The following is a 20,055-nucleotide window of genomic DNA, read 5'->3' as shown; positions in this document are numbered from 1 at the left end:
GCATGTCAGCTTTTCCCGGCCAATCCATTTTTAGTAATTACCGGTTTGTTTTCGGCGTTTACGCACTGGCCACGCTCTTTGCCAGCATCAAACTCACCATTCTGTTCAGTTCGAATAACTACAGCATCTTTTATTACTCCCTGTATCACCTGATTGAAGGTAAAAGCCTGTATGCCCTGTATCCAGCTCAGTACAGCGACCATTATCATTACGCGCCAACGTTCGCGGCTTTGTTTGCGCCCATCTTTGCTCTCCCCTACTCGGTTGGCTTATTTCTATGGCAGTTTCTGTTTGCCGGCGTGTGGGTTTACGCCGTTTACCGAATGCCGCTAACCCGACAGCAGAAGGTATTTGCGTACTGGTTCGGATTGCAGGAGTTGTTTACGTCGCTGGTCAATAGCCAGACCAATCCGCTCATAGCCGCCATTCCCCTTTTTGCCTTTCTAAGCTTTGAAAAGAAGCAGCCGCTCTGGGCCGCCTTTTTCATTGTCCTTGGGTTCAACATCAAAATCTACAGTCTGGTCGCAGCCGCTCTGTTTCTGCTGTATCCGCAGAAAAGGCGTTTCCTAGTGTACATGATGTTATGGGGCCTTGTGCTTGGGTTGTTACCCCTGCTTTTTACGTCGCCAGCCGAATTGCTCTATCAATATGAGATGTGGGTGCGGGAACTGCTGTTCAAGTCGAATCACGATAAATGGGCGAATACGTCGATTCACCGGCTTATTCACCTGTTTCTTTCTCCCGACGTGCCGACTGCGGTTATTATCGGCAGTGGAGTGCTGCTGTTCTGTACGGTTTACGTGCATGTCCAGCGGTTCGGGCAACGCGCATTCCGGTTGCTGATGGTAGCCTCCATTCTCATCTTTCAGGTTATTTTCAACCCTGTATCCGAGTCGCCTACGTACATCACGGCCGTTACCGGCGTCCTGATCTGGTGGTTCGTTGGGCCACAGTCAACCCTGGACCGTATACTTCTTATTAGTTGCTTCGTGCTTACGGTTCTTTCCCCCAGCGATTTTTTTCCGGCCGTTCTGCGGGATCAGTGGACGAAGCCCTATGCGCTTAAGGCACTGCCCTGCGTCCTGATCTGGTTCCGGGTGATTTACTTAATGCATGTACGTTCGCCGATAATGCATTCCGTTTCCAAATCGAGTTCCCTGATCAATTCATAAACACATTATCGGCTACGCCATTGGTTTCGAAACGCTATGGCAGCCGATGCATCCATAACTTTAGATAGAATGGCATCCACCTGGCTTGACTTCTGGCAGAAAGAGAATGAGTTTGACGACTCGATGGTAGCAAACTACGCTTATTTTCTGGCCCGGGTCGAGAAATACATTCCGTTATCGGCCAATCAGAAGGTGCTCGACATTGGCTCCGGACCGGGCAATCTGGAAGATGCTTGGCACGACCGCGTGGCCGAAATCCACGGGCTGGATGTTTCAAAACGGTATAACGAGATTGCCCGAGCTAAGCATGTGGCGCACCCCAATGTGTTCTTTCACGATTTGTCTGCGGACGATTATCTAAACTTCAGTCCGGTTGCTGACCAGCGGTTCGACGTTATTATCGTAATGAGCGTGGTGCAGTATTACCGTAATTCGGCAGAGGTCGAGCAATTACTAAATAACATTAAACAAGTAGCCGAGCCCGGTGCCAAAGCGCTGATCTGCGACCTGATTGTGGAGGAGAATATCATTAAAGACATTCTGAGCATTATCGGCAAGTCGTTCCGGCAGGGGCAGTTGCTGTCGATGGTGCGGTTGCTGTTCCGGTTACGGTTTTCGGATTATCACACCGTCCGGAAAGAAAACGGGTTTCTGGTCGTACCGGAACGGGAATGGCTCGCCATTTGCCAGCGGCTGAAATTGAATGCCCGGTTTTTATCGGAGCCAATCACCATGCAGGAAGAGCGCCGGAATCTGCTGATCCAGTTCTGAAGAAACGCGACACATCAGTATTCCTTCGGCCAGGAGACGATGCGTTTAAATAAACACCACGTCGTCGATGACGTCGGTGCCCATATCTTTGTTGACCAACTGAATGAGCTTCTGTTTGGCATTCACCAGTTCGTTGCGGAGGGGCGCCGATGCAATCTCAATGTGCAGTTTGCGATCGCGCACGTAAAGGCGACTGGTACGGGAAGCAATAGCGGGTCCCATCATGCGACCCCAAAACGCTTCAAGATAGGTTTCGTTGAAACGCGTCTGGAGCTGATAATGCTTCAGCAATTGGCCGATGGCGTCTTTAACGGTCGTTATACCGGCTACGCGTGTAGCATTTTCCCGGTTGTAACGGTAGGGCGTGTGGCTCATTGGGTACTGGTCTTAACACAAAGGTAAAAAACGTCTTCACTTCCCCTATATCTGTTTTCGTGATTGGCCGAAAAATTAAGGTAGCGGATAGAAATACCGAGCAGGGTTTGTTTTCCCACCGTTTGGCTGTTATACTTGCGCCATCAAGTCAATTGTTAAGCGCCATTTATTACGTTTCTCTCGGCGCAGATTGATTTATACAGAAGCGGGGAGAGATCAGGCTCTGCGAACCGCTGGCAACCTACCACATGGCAAGGTGCTAACTCCTGCCTAAAGCAACCGCGGTGGCGGATCGTTAGGGACTATAAATCGGTTTATCACATGCTCTACATCTTATGCTGTATGCCCGCGGGGGCTTACTAAAGCGCAGTTCACCCTCATCGCACCCTAAACCGGGAGTGGTTTTCGGGCGTCTGTTGCAGTCGCTGTAACCTTGTTTTCAGTGACAGGTGTTACGCACTGCTACCTTACTCAATCAGTCTAAACCCTACGCACCGCAGCAGCGGCTTTTAACTTTTGACTTCAATCATATGGACTCGCAACTTCATTTTGATACCCTCCAGCTACACGCCGGTCAGGAAACCGACCCAACCACCAACGCGCGGGCTGTCCCCATTTATCAGACTACGTCTTACGTGTTCAATGACTCAGCGCACGGCGCAGACCTGTTCGCCCTGAAAGCTTTCGGGAACATTTATACCCGCATAATGAACCCTACATCCGACGTCTTTGAGAAACGCATGGCGGCTCTCGAAGGTGGGGTGGCGGCCCTTGCCGTTGCCTCCGGGCAGGCGGCTCAATTTATTGCGCTGAGCAATATTCTCAGTGCGGGCGACAATTTTGTGACAACGTCGTTTCTGTACGGCGGTACATATAACCAGTTCAAAGTTTCATTTAAACGCCTGGGGATTGAGGCCCGTTTTGCCGATGGCGACAAACCCGAATCGTTTGCCCGATTGATTGACGACAGAACCAAAGCCATTTATCTCGAAACCATCGGCAATCCGGGTTTTAACATTCCGGACTTCGACGCCATTGCAGCTGTTGCCCGGCAGCATGATCTGCCGCTTATTGTCGACAATACGTTCGGTGCGGGCGGGTACCTGTTCCGGCCCCTTGAACATGGTGCGGCCGTTGTTGTCGAGTCGGCAACAAAATGGATTGGCGGGCACGGCACAAGCATTGGCGGGGTTATTGTGGACGGCGGCAACTACAACTGGGGCAACGGCAAGTTTCCGCAGTTCAGCGAGCCTTCTCCGGGTTACCACGGCATGGTGTTCAGCGATGTGTTCGGTGTTGGCGGACCGTTTGGCAACATTCAGTTCATTATCCGCGCCCGGGTGGAGGGTCTGCGTGACTGGGGCCCGGCCATTAGCCCGTTCAACTCGTTTCTGCTCCTGCAGGGTCTCGAAACACTCTCGCTGCGCGTCGATCGGACGGTGCAGAACGCCCTGGCGCTGGCGCAGTGGCTGGAACAACACGAACAGGTTGAACTGGTTAACTATCCCGGCCTGGAAAGCAGTCCCTACCATGAACTGGCGAAGAAATACCTCAAACGCGGCTTTGGGGGCGTCTTTACGTTCAAAGTGAAGGGTGGTCAGGCAGCGGCCGACCAGTTTGTGAACAGCCTTAAACTAATCAGCCATTTGGCCAATGTTGGCGACTCGAAGACGCTCATTATCCACCCAGCGTCAACGACCCACCAGCAGTTGAGCGAACAGGAGCAGGCGGCTGCGGGCGTTGAGCCGGGGCTCCTGCGTATTTCGGCGGGTATTGAATATATTGATGACATCAAAGCTGACCTCGAACAGGCGTTTGCTCAGATTGCGGAGCCGGTTTTGAATTAGGCGTTTCTGATTTTCGGATCGCAGCTATGGGTTGCGATCCGAAAACCCAAACTGTAAACCAATTTTGAACCTCCAGTACTTCGATTATAAATATTCCTTCCCGCTTGAATCGGGGGCGAGTCTGCCGGGTTTCCGGCTGGCCTATACGACGCGTGGCACACTCAATCGGAACGCCGACACCAACGAACCAACCAACGTTGTCTGGATTTGCCATGCGCTGACGGGTAATGCCGACGCCGGCGACTGGTGGAGCGGTATGGTAGGCCACGGTAAATATTTCGATCCGGAAAAAGACTTTATTGTCTGTGCCAATGTAATTGGGTCCTGTTACGGCTCAACGGGGCCGCTGTCAATCAATCCGGCCACGGGCATCCCCTATCACCACGACTTTCCGGCACTTACCATCCGGGATATGGTAAGTGCAATGGACCTATTACGTCAGGAGTTGAACATTGAGACAATTGATACCTGCATTGGCGGATCAGTCGGGGGCGAGCAGGCCATCGAATGGGCGATCCTGCAGCCGAACCTCATCAAAAACCTGATCCTGATTGCCTCGGGTGCAGTGGCTTCGCCCTGGTGTATTGCGTTCAATGAAGCCCAGCGGATGGCGATTGAAGCCGACCCCACCTGGTGCGAACGACGCGACGACGCGGGTATTGCCGGGATGAAAGCAGCCCGGGCCATGGCCATGATTTCCTACCGTAACTATGACACCTACGGCTTTACCCAGGCCCTGGATAATAACGAGCAGTTGGACGGCTATAAGGCCGCCAGTTACCAGCGTTATCAGGGTGATAAACTGGCCGACCGCTTCAATGCCTTTACGTACTGGACGCTCTCGAAAGTTATGGACTCCCATAACGTGGGCCGCAACCGGGGCAGCATCCTGAACGCGCTGGCTCAGGTTAAGGCCCGAACGCTGGTTGTGGGTATCCGTTCCGACCTGTTATTCCCACCAACAGAGCAGCAGTTTCTGGCCCGCCACATTCCCGACGCTACGTATGAGGAAATTGACTCGCTGTATGGGCACGATGGGTTTTTGATTGAATTCCGGCCGCTGGCGACACTCATTCGGAAGTGGAAGGCCGCAAATACGGCTAAAACAACTGTCGTTGCCTCACTAAAAAGTAATCCGTGAAAACACTGATGGCAGGAACGCTTGTTAATAAGCAGATAAGTTAATTCTATCCACTCAACCAGGTTCGAATGCTTTGGTACGAAGACGAGGTACGACAACTCGAAACAAAACTAAACGCACAATCCCCCGCTACAGATCGGGTCGTCTTTTACGGTAGTTCATCCATCCGGCTCTGGACAAGTCTGGCGCAGGATTTTCCTAACCTCAATACGCTTAATTTAGGCTTTGGCGGTTCAACGCTGGCAGCCTGTGCGTGGTTTTTTAAGCGGCTGGTGGTTCCGGCAGCGCCCCGATCAGTGCTGTTCTACGCAGGCGATAATGACCTTGGCGACGGTCGCCACCCGGAAGAAGTGTATCTATTTTTTCGGGCGGTTGCCGAACAGATGCATCAATTTTTGCCCGGCGTACCTTTGTCGTATCTGACTATTAAAATCAGTCCTGCCCGCTGGCATCTCGCCGACAAGATACGATCAACCAACGCCTTCATTACGGAAGAAATTGCTAAATGCCCGGACTTTAAAACTGTCGATATGACAACGCCCCTGCTGGGTCCGGCCGGGCGGCCCAAAAAAGAGTTTTTTGAGAGCGACGGCCTGCACTTAAGTCCGGCAGGTTATCGGGTCTGGCAGCAGACCCTGAAGGCCCGAAACGATATTTTTTAACGATTTGTTTATCGGATAACTGTATCAGGTTCAACCTAAAGGGCCCATCTTCGTTCATGAATCTTACTCAGACTATGCAGCGCGAGTATCATAGATGGCACAGTCCCAATCTGGGTCGCGACATGGAGCTGCTCGTTTTCGGCCATGCAGGGGCTCGGGTACTGGTCTTCCCTACCCGCCGTGGCCGGTTCTATGATTACGAGAATTTTGGCCTCGTAGCGGCCCTGGCCGACCGGATCGAACAGGGCTGGCTGCAGCTTTTCTGCGTAGACAGTATTGACAGCGAGAGTATTTATAATCGCTACATTGGCCCTTCTGACCGAATCCGGCGACATGGTCAATATGAGCAGTACATTTTGAACGAAGTTCTGCCGCTTTCCCGCCTGAAAAACCCGCAGCCATTTATGATCTCGCACGGGTGCAGCCTGGGTGCTTATCATGCACTGAATATTGCGTTCCGACACCCGCAGTGGTTTGGCAAAGTAGTTGCCCTCAGCGGACGCTACGATCTATCGGCCCCCGTTGCGGAGTTTCCCAGCCTGTTTGATACGTATTACGACGACGACATTTATTTTAACACGCCGAATCACTTTCTGCCCAATCTGGCCGACGGTGCCGTACTTGAACACCTGCGTCGCTTGGACATTGTGCTGACTATTGGGGCCGAAGATCCTTTTCTGGGCAGCAATCTTGCGCTCAGTGAGGCTTTATCTGCCAAGCAGATACCGCACGAATTATTTGTCTGGTCTGGCCGGGCTCACCACCCCGACGACTGGCACAAGATGGTGCAGATTTATCTTTGACCGTAATTCGGCGGTTCAGCGCATTGGCTTAGCCGTCTTACAGAACAGGCAGCTGACTAACCTCTATCTGCGCCATTTGCACTTTATTCTGCGCCCGTAACAACGCATCTGCATAATCGCGGACCAGGACACGACCGGGCGGATCCGTCGTCAGGTCGGCATCCCAGAGGCCGGAATGATGCCAGCGGTCAAGATGGTCCCAGTCGGGGCGATCCACAATGGGATACAGACAGACGCCCAGGAGCGGCACGCCCGCCCGAATAACGGCTGCGCATTCACGACCAATCATATCGATCCAATGCGGACGATCGATGCCGGGATGGCTAGTTTCGGTCAGGACAATCGGTCGATTATAGCGACGATAGGCCTTAGTCAATAGCTGGCGAAAAGGAACCCACCGCGGATCAGGAACTGGATCGGCCCAGGGCAGAAAATTATTGAAGCCGATTACCCACTGATTATTATAGTAATAATTGAAACCCAGCAGATCGAGATAATCGGGCGAACCACCCAGTTCAGGCATCAGATAGCCGGCCAGCATATCGACCGACTGAAACTGGTTTTCATCGGCAATAGCCGCATCCATTATCGCCTGCCGGGTAGCGTTCAGTGGTGGCACAATCTGCACTAGGGGCTCGGTTGTCAGGATACGTATCGTTGGGTCAATCTCACGCATGGCCGCCACGCCCTCGATATACGCCCGCATCAAACCAACTTTCACTTCCCACCCCTGCCTGGTACAGTACGGGGAGGTTCCACAGGCGTCCCCTCCGAGCCAGGACATAAAGCTTACCTCATTGATAGGCGTTACGATCAATTCATCATCAGGGTAACGATCGCGATAAAACCGAACAAAGGCCCGACACATGGCGGCAAACCGGCGGGCAAACATTGGGTGCAGGGGGGTCAGGTCATCGGGATAACCAAAATGACATAAATCCCAGATTTGCTGAATGCCCTGCCGATGCCCTTCGGCCAGCATACGTTCAACAACGCTCCAGTCGTACTGGTAGGCCGTTTTCTCAACCTGACTCCAGCGAATCCCTTCCCGTACGGTCTGGATATCAAAAGGGGCCAGATGTTTGTAGTCTTCTTTCAGAAGCTGCAGGTGACCCGTTAGCGGCAGAAAATCAACCCGGTTGCCAAAGCAGTTGAGTTGGTCAGTACATTCATAACCCGCCCACCAAAAGGATCGAAACGGATTCATTGATGGGAAGTCAGTAGCGTCGAGCATGAAGTAAGCAGCCTGCGGGCTGAACGTGTACAGCAATCAAATATGAACAAAAAGCCCTTATCCATCAAATTAACTGGCTTTTTCCGAGGCAAAGGAACACACTAAGCTTCATGTGTTCGCCATACGAAGGCACTATTCAGAATGTTTGTACGATTGCCAGAACCAGTTTGGCCGAATTGCGGGCCGCCGTTTCATAAAACGAGAGCATATCGCGCCGGGCGTTGCTGTCGGCCCGATCACTCAGGCTCCGAATGACCAGCAGCGGCACCTGAATTTCGTGGCATACCTGCGCTACGGCTGCGCCTTCCATCTCAGTGGCATCGGCATTGAAGTCCTGCCGCAGTTGCGCCACTTTCTGCGCCGATGAAATAAACTGATCACCTGTAACGACCGTTCCGGTCACAACGGCCGGTGGGCGGGTCGTCACGGGAATAGGATCAAACGTAACCGTCTTGGCAGCCGTCTGGGCATGTTGCAGCATAATCGAATCGGCCGGGAAATAAACCGGGTTCATCTGTCCCGACAGCGCCCGCGTCTGAATTGTCGGCTTCTGATCGAACGTAATGGATTGGTAATCGTGGTGAGCCGTCCGGCCCGCAATGACAATATCACCCGGCTGAAGGTCGGGATTGGTACCGCCCGCAATACCCGTAAACAAAACCCGCTGGGGCCGGAAATGATCGAGCAGCAAAGCCGTGGTCATAGCTGCGTTCACCTTACCAATGCCGGTTTCGGCAACCACTACCTTATGCTTTCCGATACGCCCGGTGGTGAACGTAACGCCATCCACAACAACGGTTTTCGGATTTTTCAAGGATTGTTTAACCAACGTAACCTCGGCACCAAAGGCTCCCAGCAGGCCGGTTATAGGCTGCGGCTTATAACGCTGGGCCAGGGAAATATGCGAAACGAGCAACAGAAGAACCAGAAATTTATTCATACAGGCTTTATTAATTTGTCAGATAACACGTCTGACATTACGCTGTCGTTCAGGTTAGGTTACGGCAAAGATTTTCGCCAGCAAACGCGACAGCGGCAATAAGCAAAACACCAGCATGGCCAGTGGAAACGACGCGAACGAAGCCACCCAAGCTGCATTCATTACAATGAGCGACAATACGCCCGCCTTTACGGCTGCGCCAATATTACGCCCGACGGGTTCGCGAACGGCTCGCCATAGCGGAGGAAAAATATAATAGCCAAACAGCAACAGAAACGGCAGGGCAGTACCTAACTGTCCCCGGCTCTGGGCCAGTGCGGCTACGCAGCCAATAACGAGCGCGTAGAGCAGGCCCGCCACCCGCAGAGTGCCGGCGCTGCCGCCGTGCACCTCACCCCGGCTGATCATGGTAATAGCGCCGATATAGGCGATCGGCACCAGGCCGACCCACGCCCAGGGCAGCACCTGATTGGGTAGAATGCTGACGCCCAGCAGAAGATTCAGGCCCCGGCACAGACCCATGTTCAGCGGCCCAAGCAGGTTATGGTGCTTCCCGAAACGATCATATACGAGCGACGCTACAGCAATACCTATTGCCAGCAGGCCAGCGGTTTGGTTCGCCAGAAAGGCCGTAACAATCCCGATCAGCAGCAGTACTGTGCCTAACATCGTTGCGCTGTTTTTCTTGACAATACCGCTTGGAATAGGCCGTTCGGGCCGCTCAACGGCGTCGAGTTCAGCATCGAATACATCATTGAACACAACGCCCCCACCGTACAGGCAAACTGTTGACAAAGCGAGCCAGCCTACCGGCGCCGGCGCTGGCGACGCATCCAGAAAGTAACCTGCAATGGCCATACCCGCCAGCACGTCGGCGATAGCCGTTACCAAATTGGCAGGGCGAGTGAGCGAAAGGAAGGCTTTGATGTTCATTGAGCGATTGAGTGAATGAGCGAATGAGTGAACAGCATCTACTCAATCACTCATCCACTCAATGATTATTTAATTATTGTTGACTCTTTATCAACCCGGGGGGCCTGTCCTCCGCGAAGCACCGAGCTACCGTTATAACGCTGGCTCTGGTCAATACCCATTGGCTGTGTCAGTTCGTCTAGGCTCAGCTGACCGCTTTGCGCAAAGGCCGTTACGGCGTTCTGGAACGTAACGAGCCGGATGGCTTCGTCCGAAATACCGCGCTGTTTCATCAGAGCGGCCGTTTTCGGTACGGCCAGCGGATCGCTGATTCCCCAGTCGGCAGCCGAGTTAATCATGATTCGCTCCGGACCGTACTGCTTCACGATTTCGACCATGCGTTCGTTACCCATTTTGGTGAATGGATAGATTGTAAAGCCCGCCCAGAAGCCACGGTCGAGCACTTCGCGGACTGTTTCCTCATTGTTATGATCGACGATGACCATGCCGGGGGCCAGACCGTGTTCCAGCGCAATGTCCATGCTTCGGCTCGTACCCTGCTTTTTATCGCGGTGGGGCGTGTGAATCTGTACTGGCAGACCTGCTTCTTTGGCCAGTTCCAGCTGCGCCCGGTAGTATTTTTCTTCGGCCGCGGTCTGGTCATCAAAACCAATCTCGCCAACGCCGACGACCCCTTCCTTATAGATGAATAGGGGCAGGATTTCCATAACCTGCTCGGCCAGTTCTTCCTGATTGGCTTCTTTGGAATTGAGACCTATGGTGCAGTAATGCCGGATTCCAAACTGCGACGCCCGGAACCGCTCCCAGCCAACCAGACTGGCGAAATAATCCCGGAATGAGTCAACGCCCGTGCGCGGCTGGCCTAACCAGAAAGCGGGTTCAATCAGAGCGACTACGCCCGCGTCGGCCATAGCCTGGTAATCATCGGTGGTGCGGGAGGTCATGTGCACGTGCATATCAAAGAACGACATGCCGCGAATGGAATCCATAAAATCCATGAGTGATGCTGCGTTAAGGGCGTCTGGAACCAACGCCGGTTCACCGACAAAGTTCCACAAAAACCGAATCAGTCTTTCATCATTCTTTAAGCAAATTCTAATCTGGTTCCCGTAAACTTACGATTAGCCTATTCGTTTAATTGATAGTAAGACAACAAACTTTGAACATGAAAACGAGTCAACAGCTAATGACAGGCCGGTGGGGTCTGTATGCGGCCCTGCTCCTGACGCTCGGCGGAGGTTTGACCGCCTGTCGGGAGAATGCCATCAATGATCTGAGTCCGCAGGATAGTCAGGTATACATCACCAACTACGACAAGTCGGTTAATTTCAGCCAGTACCAGACCTTCAGCCTGCCCGATTCGGTGATTATCGAGTCGAACAACAGCTATACACCCTCGCTGAATACGGTCGAGAGCCGCTTCGTCACCAACATAACGGCTGCCCTGACCAACCGTGGATTCCGGCGGGTCAGTCGGGGGCAGAACGCCGATCTGGGCGTAGCCATCATCCGGGTCAATAATCGGTATACGGGCGTAGGCGTTAATCCGTACTCGTCGTACTACTCGAACTATTGGTATGGTGGATTTGGCGGCTTCGGTGGCTACTACCCCTACTATCCTTCTTACTACACCTATCAGGTGAGCGATCAGTACTGGGAAATCCAGATCGTTGATCTTAAAAACCGCCCTGTCGGTTCAACGGGTACCGATCAGCAGCAGTTGAACGTCATCTACGACGCGACAATACGCGGCTCCGATATTACCGAGCCACAGGACGTCGACACGGCGATCAGTACCCTATTCAATCAATCTCCTTATTTACAGGCAGCCCGCTAACGACTTATGAAACGCATATTGGCAATCCTTGCCCTCGCTACGCTTACATCGGCAGCCTGGGCACAAGCAAATCGCGATGAGTACGCAAACGCGTTTCCATCGCCTTATCAGCAGTACGTAACCTTTAATTTTGCGGCTCGTTACGGTGTCGCTTTTCCCCTGGGTGGTCAGAAGGGATATATTGACCGGATTTCGCCCGCCAACCTCGCCATTGAGGGCGAATGGCTGTTCCCGCAGCGATTTTCGCTCGGTCTGAAAACCGGCTATCAATACAATCAGCAGCGTCTGGGCCGAAGCACTTATACGTATACCAACGGCAATACCGTGCAGGACATTTCGGCCGTGCAGACCCGAACGCTGTCGGTGATTCCAGCAATGGCTTCGCTCTCCTATTATTTTGCCGATAATGCAGCGGCTATCCGGCCTTACGTGCAGTTTGCGGGGGGTGGCGCTTTCGTGGACTACACCAACTTTTTCGGCACGCTATCCGATCAGCAAACCGGCTTCAAAGGGGCTATTGCACCCGCCATTGGGTTGAAATATTACGGTGGACGCGAGAAAGGGTTCGGCGCAGAGATTCAGGCGCAATACCAGAATATTTTCTTCAACTACGATCTGCTGAAAAACAGCAGTCCATCACTAATGCTGTCGGCAGGTATCGTATATCGCTGGTATTAGCCACAATTTTCGTCCGCAGAATTAGCAGGACAACCAATTCGGTTTTATCTTGGAAGACGCTCATCTGGGCGTAACCAACAATACAACCGAATGAAAACTTCAAGACGTTCTTTTTTACACCAGTCTACCCGCAATGGGCTGGCGGCCCTTTCGGTAAGTGGCCTATCCATATCGGCGACGGATCTGCTTGCGGGTCCGTCGCCGGTTGTTTTAGAGCCCGCAGCGAACACGACCAGTCGGGTCAAGCCCGATCACATTGTCCGGTCGATGCCGGAGAACATGGTGTGGGGCTATTTTGGGGCCGATGTGTCACCCGTTGCCCGGGTAAAAGACGGCGACGTGGTCGAAATTCAGACTGTAAACCCTTCGGGCGTCAGCCGCACTAACCCCGAAGAGTTTTATACAAAAAATAACCTGCCCATTGATGCCCACGCACAGGAGGTCATCGCCATTATGAAGAATGTGAAGCCCGAACCGTCCGGTATTCGAGGGCACATGCTGACAGGGCCGGTTTACATCGAAGGCGCTCAACCCGGCGACACGCTGGAAATCCGGATTCTGAACCTGCAGTTTCCGGCTGGTTTTGGCGTCAACAGTGTATGGCCGGGCGGGGGTGGTATTCCCGACGCCGTAACGACCCGCGAAACGTTTGTGTACCGTTACGACGCGAAACGGAAAGTAGCGTATCTGAAAGAAGGCGTCGAAATACCACTGAAACCTTTTATGGGCGTAATGGCCCTGTCTCCTCCTTCCGAAACGGGCCGTGTCAGCTCGATTCCACCTGGTTTTTTCGGCGGCAACCTGGACATTAAGCACCTCGTTAAGGGTACGACATTACACCTGCCGGTATCGGTACCGGGCGGTTTGTTCACTACCGGCGACGGACATGGCGCGCAGGGCAACGGCGAGGTCAGTGGCGTAGCCATCGAAACGGCGCTGACGCTGACGGCTAAGTTTATCGTTCACAAAGGCAAGGCGCTGAAAATGCCCCGGGCCGAAACACCAACCCATTTTATTGCCGTTGGCCTCGACAAAGACCTGCGCCTGGCGATGAAAAACGCGCTGACCGAAGCCACTTCGTTTATTAAAGATGAGCTGGGCTTTACGTTCAATGAAGCCTTGTCTATTGCCAGTACAGCCGTTGATTTTGAAGTCAGCCAGGTGGTCGATCAGGTGCTCGGTGTTCACGCGATGATTCCCAAGTCCATCTTTACCCAGAAGAAGTTCAGCTACTGGGCGTAAACCCAGTTACAGCAGCCGCTCGATATGGGGCGGCAGACTGCGCCCGGCGGCCCGGCGTTCGGCGACATAGTCGGCCAGCGTCTGGGCCAGCCGGGCGTTTTTTCGGTCATCCAGCCCAATAATCTGCGTAACGTCTTTGTCCGTAAAAAATGCCTTCAGAACCAGCTGATTCCAGGCCGGTTCATCAAAATAATCGGCTGGATAGGGATTCTGCAGCATGATAGCCGACTGCACATCGGCGATGTTGTTACGAATACCTTCGGTGGCCTGAAACCGCCAGGCTTCCGGAAAAGCCAGTACAGGTAGCGCCGAATACAGCGCCACTAGCTCGTTCAATTCGCCCGACTTGAACAGCTCCGTGATGGTCCTGACGTAACGTGCTTCGTCGTCGGCCGGAAGCTGTAGCAGCCACCACACCCGCGCCAGCCGGTCGAGCGTCCAGCCCGCAACCGTAAAACCCGGCCGGGCACGCTCCAGCGCGAACGCCATATCTGCCGGCACTTCAATGGGTTGTTTTCCGACAAACCGTGGCAGGGCCGTAAAGACGCGATAAAAGACGGAGACTTGTGGCGCCGAGTGAAAAGCGTCGGCTTGCTGACGCAGATACGTAACGGCTTTGCTGGAATCAGGCTGCTGTTCAATCAGATAAAACAGCGTCTGGCTAATTGCAAGAGTATTCATCAGGTACTAATGATCAGATGATGGTTCGCCTATCCGGTAAAGCGAACCAGACGGCTACTCTACTTTTTGGCTTTCGGGTGAGCCTGGTCGTAAGTTTTCTTTAATTGCTCCAGGCTGGTATGCGTATAAATCTGCGTGGCGGCTAAACTGCTGTGACCGAGCAAATCTTTTATGGCATTCAGATCGGCCCCACGGTTAAGCAGATGCGTGGCGAACGTATGTCGCAAAACGTGCGGACTTTTCTTTTCGAGGGTGGTTACGAGCGTCAGGTGTCGTTTCACTATCCGCTGAATCAGGACTGGATAAGCCGCCACTCCTTTATCGCTTACAATTAACATCGCCGGATCGGCCTGACCACCAAACTCCTGTTCTTTCAGCCGACTGTACTGTTTGATCAGCTCCAGCAGCGGGTCAGTCAGTGGAATAATCCGGTGTTTATTTCGCTTACCCAACACCAGAATCGTTTTGTCGTATAGATTAACGTCCGCCGTTTTCAGACCCGTCAGCTCGCTCAGGCGAATACCGGTTCCGTAAAGCAGTTCCAGCACTAATTTATCGCGTACTCCCTCGAACGTATCGGCAAACTCGATTTCGTCCAGCAGAGTTTCCATGGGCTTTTCTTCGACGTAAACCGGCAGCTTTTTGCTGGCTTTGAGCGCCTGAATCTTCGCCATCGGGTCCAGCGCAATCACTTTCCGGCGTACCAGAAAACCATAATAACAGCGCAGCGTAGCGATTTTCCGGTTAATCGACGACTTATCCATACCCGCTTCGACCAGGCTCACAATCCACGAACGAATATGCCGGAAATCGGCGCGGGCGGGTTGGTCCAGATTGCATTCCGTCGTCAGGAACGTGCTGAACTGTGCCAGGTCGTTGGCGTAGGCCGTCAGCGTATGGTGGCTCAGGCGTTTTTCGAAGCGAATGTGCTGAAGGAAATCGTCCGCACTCAGGGTATGCCCCGCAGGATTCATAGGCTTAAAGAGATTAACGGCGTTTCACTTTGTAAAGCTAATCGGGAAACCCATGCAAACTGGGGCGGGCATCCGATTTGGGCAACAAAAAAGCAGCCGACATTGCTGCCTGCTGCTTCTGTATCCTGATCAGTGACGTTACGAAATTGACTGCGCAATCAACCTGTCAACGCCAGCTGCATACCACCGGCCTACTGCTCGGTGTGGTTGCCGTACATACGCTCTTTGTAGGCAGCCTTAATAATCTCGGTGCGACGCTTTACCGACGGTTTCTGAAAAGCCGTCCGCGACCGCAACTGCCGCAACACGCCCGTCTTCTCGAATTTCTTCTTGAAGCGTTTCAGGGCCTTGTCAATCGACTCGTTGTCTTTTACGTTAATGATAAGCATGTCTTAAATATTGTGTTTTAGCTAAAACCGGACGGCAAAGATAATAGATTTGCGACTATGAAGCAAGCAATTATCGACTTAGGCACCAATACCTTTCACCTTCTCATTGTTGAAAACGAAGCAACCGGCTACCGAACGCTGTTTCGCGAAAGCCGCCCGGCTAAAATCGGTCAGGCGGGTATCAATCAGGGAATTATCACGCCCGAAGCTATCGGCCGGGCGCTGAACGTACTAACCCATTTCCGGCAGGTGCTGGACCAGCATCACGTTGCGCCGGAGCAGGTGATGGCCACTGGCACAAGCGCCATTCGGGTTGCCCGCAACCAGCAGGAATTTATCCAGCAGGTTCGGCAGGAAACTGGTATCCCCATTCAGGTCATTTCGGGCGAGCAGGAAGCCGAATATATTTATAAAGGCGTGCGGGCGGCTGGCGCGCTGGACGATCAGACAGCGCTGGTCATTGACATTGGTGGCGGCAGCGTTGAGTTTATTCTGGGCAATCAGACCCGGATTTACTGGAAGCAGAGCTTCGAGATTGGCGGCCAGCGACTCCGCGAACGGTTCATGACCACCGATCCCATCAGCGCCGGCAGCATCCGCCGGTTAACCGATTATTTCCAGGCACAGCTCCTGCCCCTGGCCAACGCCATCCATCAATATCAGCCGACGGTGCTGGTTGGGTCATCGGGCTCGTTTGACACCCTGGTTGATATGTGGTATATGCATGAGCGGGGTCACCTCCCCGATCCGGCCCAGACCGCGTTCAACTTGCCAATCGACGAATTTTACCGGGCCTATGAACTGCTGATCACCCGAAACCATGAGGAACGGATGCAGCTTCCCGGCATGATCGAACTGCGCGTTGACATGATCGTCGTAGCCGTGTGCCTGATTGATTACGTTCTGAAAGCGTATGGCATCACCCAGATCAGAACCTCAACCTATTCGCTGAAAGAAGGGATTCTCTCAACCATGAAGCAAGCGTAGGCGCTGGGTTGTAGCTGGTTAAGTAGAAACGGAAACAGAGCCGCTTTGCCAGGTACTGACGACTAATTAACAACGCCTTTGAAAACCGAAACCACTCATCAATCGCCGTACCGTAACCTGACGTACACTGTTCTGATCATCCTGGCAGTTGTTGTTGCGCTGGTGTTTCCGGGGCCGTTTACCCAGATTGGCGATTTCCAGCTGAAGAAGCTGATTGTCCCGCTGTTGCAGATTATCATGCTGGGTATGGGCACAACCATGTCGCTGAAAGACTTTGAGGGGGTTATCCGGCAGCCCAGGGCGGTGTTCATCGGCGTGGCCTGTCAGTTCCTGATTATGCCGCTGATGGGCTTTACGCTGGCAAATACCTTTGACTTCCCACCCGAAGTAGCTGCGGGCGTTGTTCTGATTGGTTGTTCGCCCAGTGGTCTGGCTTCCAATGTAATGTGTTTCATTGCGAAAGCCAACGTACCACTTTCCATCACCATCACAACGCTGGCCACGCTGCTGGCGCCTTTGCTCATGCCCGCGCTGATGAAACTGCTGGCCGGGCAATTCGTTGAAATTTCATTTCTGAAGATGATGCTCGAAATCATGCAGATTGTGATTTTGCCGGTCATTGTGGGGCTGGTTCTGAATCGGATTTTCCATAAGTCAGCCGTCTTTATCAACCGCTTCATGCCCCTTATTTCCATGGCCGGGATCATCCTCATTGTCGCTATCATTACCGCTACCGGACGCGACAGTATGCTGACCGTTGGCTGGACGCTGGCCCTCTGCGTATTGGTTCATAATCTGGCCGGGTTCCTGCTGGGATACAGCAGTGCCCGCCTGTTTGGCATGGACGAGCAGAGCTGCCGGACAGTTGCTATCGAGGTTGGTTTGCAGAATGGTGGTTTAGCCTCGGGCATCGCTGTTCAGATGGGGAAAGTTGCTACGGTCGGACTAGCTGCAGCCTTGTTTGGTCCCATTATGAACACGACCGGTTCGCTGCTGGCTACCTTCTGGAGCCAGCGTCCGCCCAAAAGCATTGCCAACGTGTCTGAAATGGAAAGCGTTACCGATTCATCCCGCTAAGCCTCAACTACAGGTTCTTGTCGAGCACTTTTCTTAAGTCTTCGGTGTCGTTTGGTAATGGTGCGTTCCGCTTGACGATCTTGCCAACCCGGTTGATGATTGTTGCCGACACCTCATTAGACGACCGTAAGCGGCTAAGTGCATCATCAAGCTGCGCTTCGGTCAGCAGCAGGTGATCGCCCAAGAGGTTATTCTTGACCGAAAACTCAACCCATGTTTCTTTATCCGAACTGGGTAAGGGTAGGTAAACTAAGGCAAAATCACGACTTCGGTAAATGCTCCGCAGTCGCTGTGCGTCGAGTGCCGCCTGTCGCCCGCTCTCTTCCAGCACGGAGGTGAGCAGGACGTAAATAACCTTTCCCCGATTACTGTTGATGACCTGATCGAATGCCGCTGAACCGCTGCCGATCGCATCGCGGGTAATGAATACGCCGGGCGTTACTTCAACGCTGCGTGCCGTTTCACCCGCTTTGTTCAAGGTCTGTACGGCCGCCCGAATCCGGGCACTGTCTTTCACCTCCAGCCGGTATAACTCGTTGAGCGACTGTTTCAGGGCCGTAGCCTTAATCTGTTCCTGAACGTAATCCTGCAGCAACCGGGCAAAATCAAGGGTCAGGCTGGGCAGGGCAACCGCCAGCGTATAAGCGCCGATATAGCCCACCGATGCCTCATCGAACTGATCTCGGCTGCGCTGCATCAGGGTTTCGTAGGTAACCAGCCGCTGAATGGTATCGTTGCTGCGTTTAATCAACCCGTCGAAAAAACGCAGGTCTGACGCCCTGGCACTGTTGTTTTCCATATAACTCTGCAGGCGCGTTCGTTCGGCTTCCGTCAGATTACGGCCATACCGCAGCAGCAGCGACGACAGCGTGCGAACGGTTAGTCCGTTGGCGGAACGGTTAGTCTGTGCAGTGGTTAAAAGCTGCGTTGCGTAGGCCGCAAACCGGTTCATGGCCGAAGCCCGGGCGGCCGTCAGCATCCGGTCGTCGGGTGGCCGTAGCGAATCATTCAGCGAAGTTGGCAGCTTTTCGTTCTCGTACGTAGCTTTTTCATAGACAAACCCGGCGGCATTGTAGCGGTTGATCGAGTTAACCCATTGGGCGACGAGTGGAAACGGCTTTTCGCGCACGGCAAATTGCCGAAACGCGGCCCCATAAGCCGTGAGAACCGTATTATAGGTATCCTGAGCGTTTTTACCACTCACCTGATCCGATAGTTTTCGGTTGTCGGGTTTGTCTGAAAAAGCGGCCTCAAAGGCTTTGTAGCGGGCAAACTGCCGGTTCACCTGCGCATTAACACCCCCAAACTGGAACGGAACGGCGGACGTGAATAAGGAATCGGCATTCAGTTCGATGGATAATGTGCCGGGTGCAGCCAGAAACGCCGTTGAAATTCGCCCGTAGTTCAGATACAACTCTTCCTGCGAATAGATCAACGGCAGCGATACCCGAAAGCTACCATCCACGTTCAGCGGAGCGGGCCGGACCAACTCGCGACTGGCCTGCAGAATGTTGTTCCGGCTGATCAGGACCGTTGGTGCTTCACGATAAAGTCGCGCCGACAGATTCCGGATACGACCCGTTACGATGACCGAGTCAACCGCTGGAATACCACGCACTGAAGTGGGTTGCGCAAAGACAGTCGTGAAGGATACGTAGAGAAATGAAAACAGCAGACAGTTACGTAGCAAACGATTCATGGAAAGGCAGTCGGGTTGTGAAACCACAACAAATAAAACGACAAAATGGCTAACCTGATGTAAGCTGGTGGCCGGTCTGCCCAGGGTTCATTTACTGGGTTCGGATGCCGTGATACTGTTCGTCTTCGCGATAGTCAGTACGTAAGGGATGGCCCTGCCAGTCGGTAGGCAGCAGAATTCGGCGCAGGTTTGGGTGGCCGCTGAAATGAATGCCGACGAGATCAAAAGCCTCGCGTTCGTGCCAGTCGGCGGTGCGCCAGATGGCAGCCACACTCGGCACAACGGGTAACGGCTGACCTTCCGGGTTGCGCGGCACAATCACTTTCAGCATCAGGTTATGCTCATACGGAATAGACGTAAGGTTATACACGACCTCCATCGTTCCGGCTTCAGCGCCGTTGTCAATGGCCGTCAGGCAGGCCAGCAGATCAAAAAACAAGCGCTCATCGTCGCGCAAGAACTGACAAACCTCCACCAGACGCTCTGCTGGAACCGTCAGAAACGGCTGTGGATTCTGCGTGTTGGCGGTTAGTGACGGACCAAAGGCACTATCGAGAAAACTGGCGATTTCGGAAAAGCTCATACTTTTAAAAAACAGAATCCATTACGTCGG

Annotated in this window: 21 protein-coding genes and 1 riboswitch; of the genes, 11 read left to right on the top strand and 10 right to left on the bottom strand. The window is 53.2% G+C overall.

Going from position 1 to position 20,055, the window contains the following annotated elements:
• The first annotated feature begins 2 nt into the window (after positions 1-2).
• Together HNV11_RS03905 and HNV11_RS03900 are read left to right on the top strand one after the other, a co-directional pair.
• The gene (locus HNV11_RS03905) at positions 3-1,172 is read left to right on the top strand and encodes a glycosyltransferase family 87 protein (RefSeq protein ID WP_171738416.1); all 1,170 of its coding nucleotides are present in this window, start codon (positions 3-5) and stop codon (positions 1,170-1,172) included.
• Between the two features lie 69 nt (positions 1,173-1,241).
• Complete coding sequence (locus HNV11_RS03900; protein WP_171738415.1) at positions 1,242-1,943, top strand: methyltransferase domain-containing protein; 702 nt, start codon at positions 1,242-1,244, stop codon at positions 1,941-1,943.
• Between the two features lie 45 nt (positions 1,944-1,988).
• On the opposite strand, the gene HNV11_RS03895 is transcribed toward HNV11_RS03900, so the two are convergent.
• Complete coding sequence (locus tag HNV11_RS03895; RefSeq protein WP_171738414.1) at positions 1,989-2,318, bottom strand: DUF721 domain-containing protein; 330 nt, start codon at positions 2,316-2,318, stop codon at positions 1,989-1,991.
• 192 nt (positions 2,319-2,510) lie between these two features.
• Positions 2,511-2,629, top strand: a riboswitch (SAM riboswitch).
• A 219-nt stretch (positions 2,630-2,848) separates the two neighbouring features.
• Between HNV11_RS03895 and HNV11_RS03890 the strand changes: the two genes are divergently transcribed.
• From HNV11_RS03890 to HNV11_RS03875, 4 genes are all read left to right on the top strand, one after another.
• Positions 2,849-4,165 carry an O-acetylhomoserine aminocarboxypropyltransferase/cysteine synthase family protein gene (locus tag HNV11_RS03890; RefSeq protein WP_171738413.1) on the top strand — a complete coding sequence of 439 codons (1,317 nt, stop codon included), beginning with the start codon at positions 2,849-2,851 and terminating at the stop codon, positions 4,163-4,165.
• A gap of 64 nt (positions 4,166-4,229) precedes the next feature.
• Positions 4,230-5,306, top strand: coding sequence for a homoserine O-acetyltransferase family protein (locus HNV11_RS03885; RefSeq protein WP_171738412.1), 1,077 nt, complete (start codon positions 4,230-4,232; stop codon positions 5,304-5,306).
• A gap of 68 nt (positions 5,307-5,374) precedes the next feature.
• A complete protein-coding gene (locus HNV11_RS03880) occupies positions 5,375-5,968 on the top strand; it encodes a GDSL-type esterase/lipase family protein (RefSeq protein ID WP_171738411.1) in 594 nt (197 codons plus the stop codon).
• A gap of 74 nt (positions 5,969-6,042) precedes the next feature.
• Entirely contained in the window at positions 6,043-6,771 is a 729-nt protein-coding gene (locus HNV11_RS03875; protein WP_171742057.1) for an esterase family protein, read from the top strand.
• A gap of 37 nt (positions 6,772-6,808) precedes the next feature.
• Here the strand turns inward: HNV11_RS03875 and HNV11_RS03870 are convergent, their stop codons facing one another.
• The 4 genes from HNV11_RS03870 to HNV11_RS03855 all read right to left on the bottom strand — a co-directional run bounded on the left by HNV11_RS03870 (position 6,809) and on the right by HNV11_RS03855 (position 10,876).
• A complete protein-coding gene (locus HNV11_RS03870) occupies positions 6,809-8,005 on the bottom strand; it encodes an amine oxidase (protein ID WP_171742056.1) in 1,197 nt (398 codons plus the stop codon).
• Between the two features lie 136 nt (positions 8,006-8,141).
• Entirely contained in the window at positions 8,142-8,945 is an 804-nt protein-coding gene (locus HNV11_RS03865) for a 5'-methylthioadenosine/adenosylhomocysteine nucleosidase (protein WP_171738410.1), read from the bottom strand.
• 54 nt (positions 8,946-8,999) lie between these two features.
• A complete protein-coding gene (eboC, locus tag HNV11_RS03860; protein ID WP_171738409.1) occupies positions 9,000-9,878 on the bottom strand; it encodes a UbiA-like protein EboC in 879 nt (292 codons plus the stop codon).
• A 65-nt stretch (positions 9,879-9,943) separates the two neighbouring features.
• Complete coding sequence (locus HNV11_RS03855) at positions 9,944-10,876, bottom strand: TatD family hydrolase (protein ID WP_171738408.1); 933 nt, start codon at positions 10,874-10,876, stop codon at positions 9,944-9,946.
• Positions 10,877-11,043: 167 nt separating this feature from the next.
• On the opposite strand from HNV11_RS03855, the gene HNV11_RS03850 reads away from it, so the two are divergent.
• The 3 genes from HNV11_RS03850 (at position 11,044) to HNV11_RS03840 (ending at position 13,635) form a co-directional block, all read left to right on the top strand.
• Complete coding sequence (locus HNV11_RS03850; RefSeq protein ID WP_171738407.1) at positions 11,044-11,715, top strand: DUF4136 domain-containing protein; 672 nt, start codon at positions 11,044-11,046, stop codon at positions 11,713-11,715.
• A 6-nt stretch (positions 11,716-11,721) separates the two neighbouring features.
• Positions 11,722-12,393: a porin family protein gene (locus HNV11_RS03845; RefSeq protein WP_171738406.1), complete on the top strand. Its 672-nt coding sequence runs from the start codon at positions 11,722-11,724 to the stop codon at positions 12,391-12,393.
• 90 nt (positions 12,394-12,483) lie between these two features.
• Positions 12,484-13,635, top strand: a complete 1,152-nt coding sequence (locus tag HNV11_RS03840) for an acetamidase/formamidase family protein (protein WP_171738405.1) — start codon at positions 12,484-12,486, stop codon at positions 13,633-13,635.
• Between the two features lie 6 nt (positions 13,636-13,641).
• Here HNV11_RS03840 and HNV11_RS03835 read toward each other — a convergent pair whose 3' ends face one another.
• From HNV11_RS03835 to rpsU, 3 genes are all read right to left on the bottom strand, one after another.
• Positions 13,642-14,316, bottom strand: a complete 675-nt coding sequence (locus HNV11_RS03835; RefSeq protein ID WP_171738404.1) for an EboA domain-containing protein — start codon at positions 14,314-14,316, stop codon at positions 13,642-13,644.
• 59 nt (positions 14,317-14,375) lie between these two features.
• On the bottom strand, positions 14,376-15,290 hold the full coding sequence (locus HNV11_RS03830; RefSeq protein ID WP_171738403.1) for a tyrosine-type recombinase/integrase: 915 nt from the start codon (positions 15,288-15,290) through the stop codon (positions 14,376-14,378).
• Positions 15,291-15,481: 191 nt separating this feature from the next.
• Positions 15,482-15,679, bottom strand: coding sequence for a 30S ribosomal protein S21 (gene rpsU, locus HNV11_RS03825; RefSeq protein WP_012924721.1), 198 nt, complete (start codon positions 15,677-15,679; stop codon positions 15,482-15,484).
• Between the two features lie 57 nt (positions 15,680-15,736).
• Between rpsU and HNV11_RS03820 the strand changes: the two genes are divergently transcribed.
• Together HNV11_RS03820 and HNV11_RS03815 are read left to right on the top strand one after the other, a co-directional pair.
• Positions 15,737-16,666, top strand: coding sequence for a Ppx/GppA phosphatase family protein (locus HNV11_RS03820; protein WP_171738402.1), 930 nt, complete (start codon positions 15,737-15,739; stop codon positions 16,664-16,666).
• Positions 16,667-16,744: 78 nt separating this feature from the next.
• On the top strand, positions 16,745-17,743 hold the full coding sequence (locus HNV11_RS03815) for a bile acid:sodium symporter family protein (RefSeq protein ID WP_171738401.1): 999 nt from the start codon (positions 16,745-16,747) through the stop codon (positions 17,741-17,743).
• A gap of 7 nt (positions 17,744-17,750) precedes the next feature.
• Here HNV11_RS03815 and HNV11_RS03810 read toward each other — a convergent pair whose 3' ends face one another.
• Entirely contained in the window at positions 17,751-19,442 is a 1,692-nt protein-coding gene (locus HNV11_RS03810; RefSeq protein WP_171738400.1) for a hypothetical protein, read from the bottom strand.
• Positions 19,443-19,533: 91 nt separating this feature from the next.
• On the bottom strand, positions 19,534-20,025 hold the full coding sequence (locus HNV11_RS03805; protein WP_171738399.1) for an NADH-quinone oxidoreductase subunit C: 492 nt from the start codon (positions 20,023-20,025) through the stop codon (positions 19,534-19,536).
• Between the last annotated feature and the right edge of the window lie 30 nt (positions 20,026-20,055).

Origin of the sequence: Spirosoma taeanense, assembly GCF_013127955.1 — a bacterium.
Classification (GTDB): domain Bacteria; phylum Bacteroidota; class Bacteroidia; order Cytophagales; family Spirosomataceae; genus Spirosoma; species Spirosoma taeanense.
This window is presented reverse-complemented; position numbering and strand designations above follow the sequence as displayed.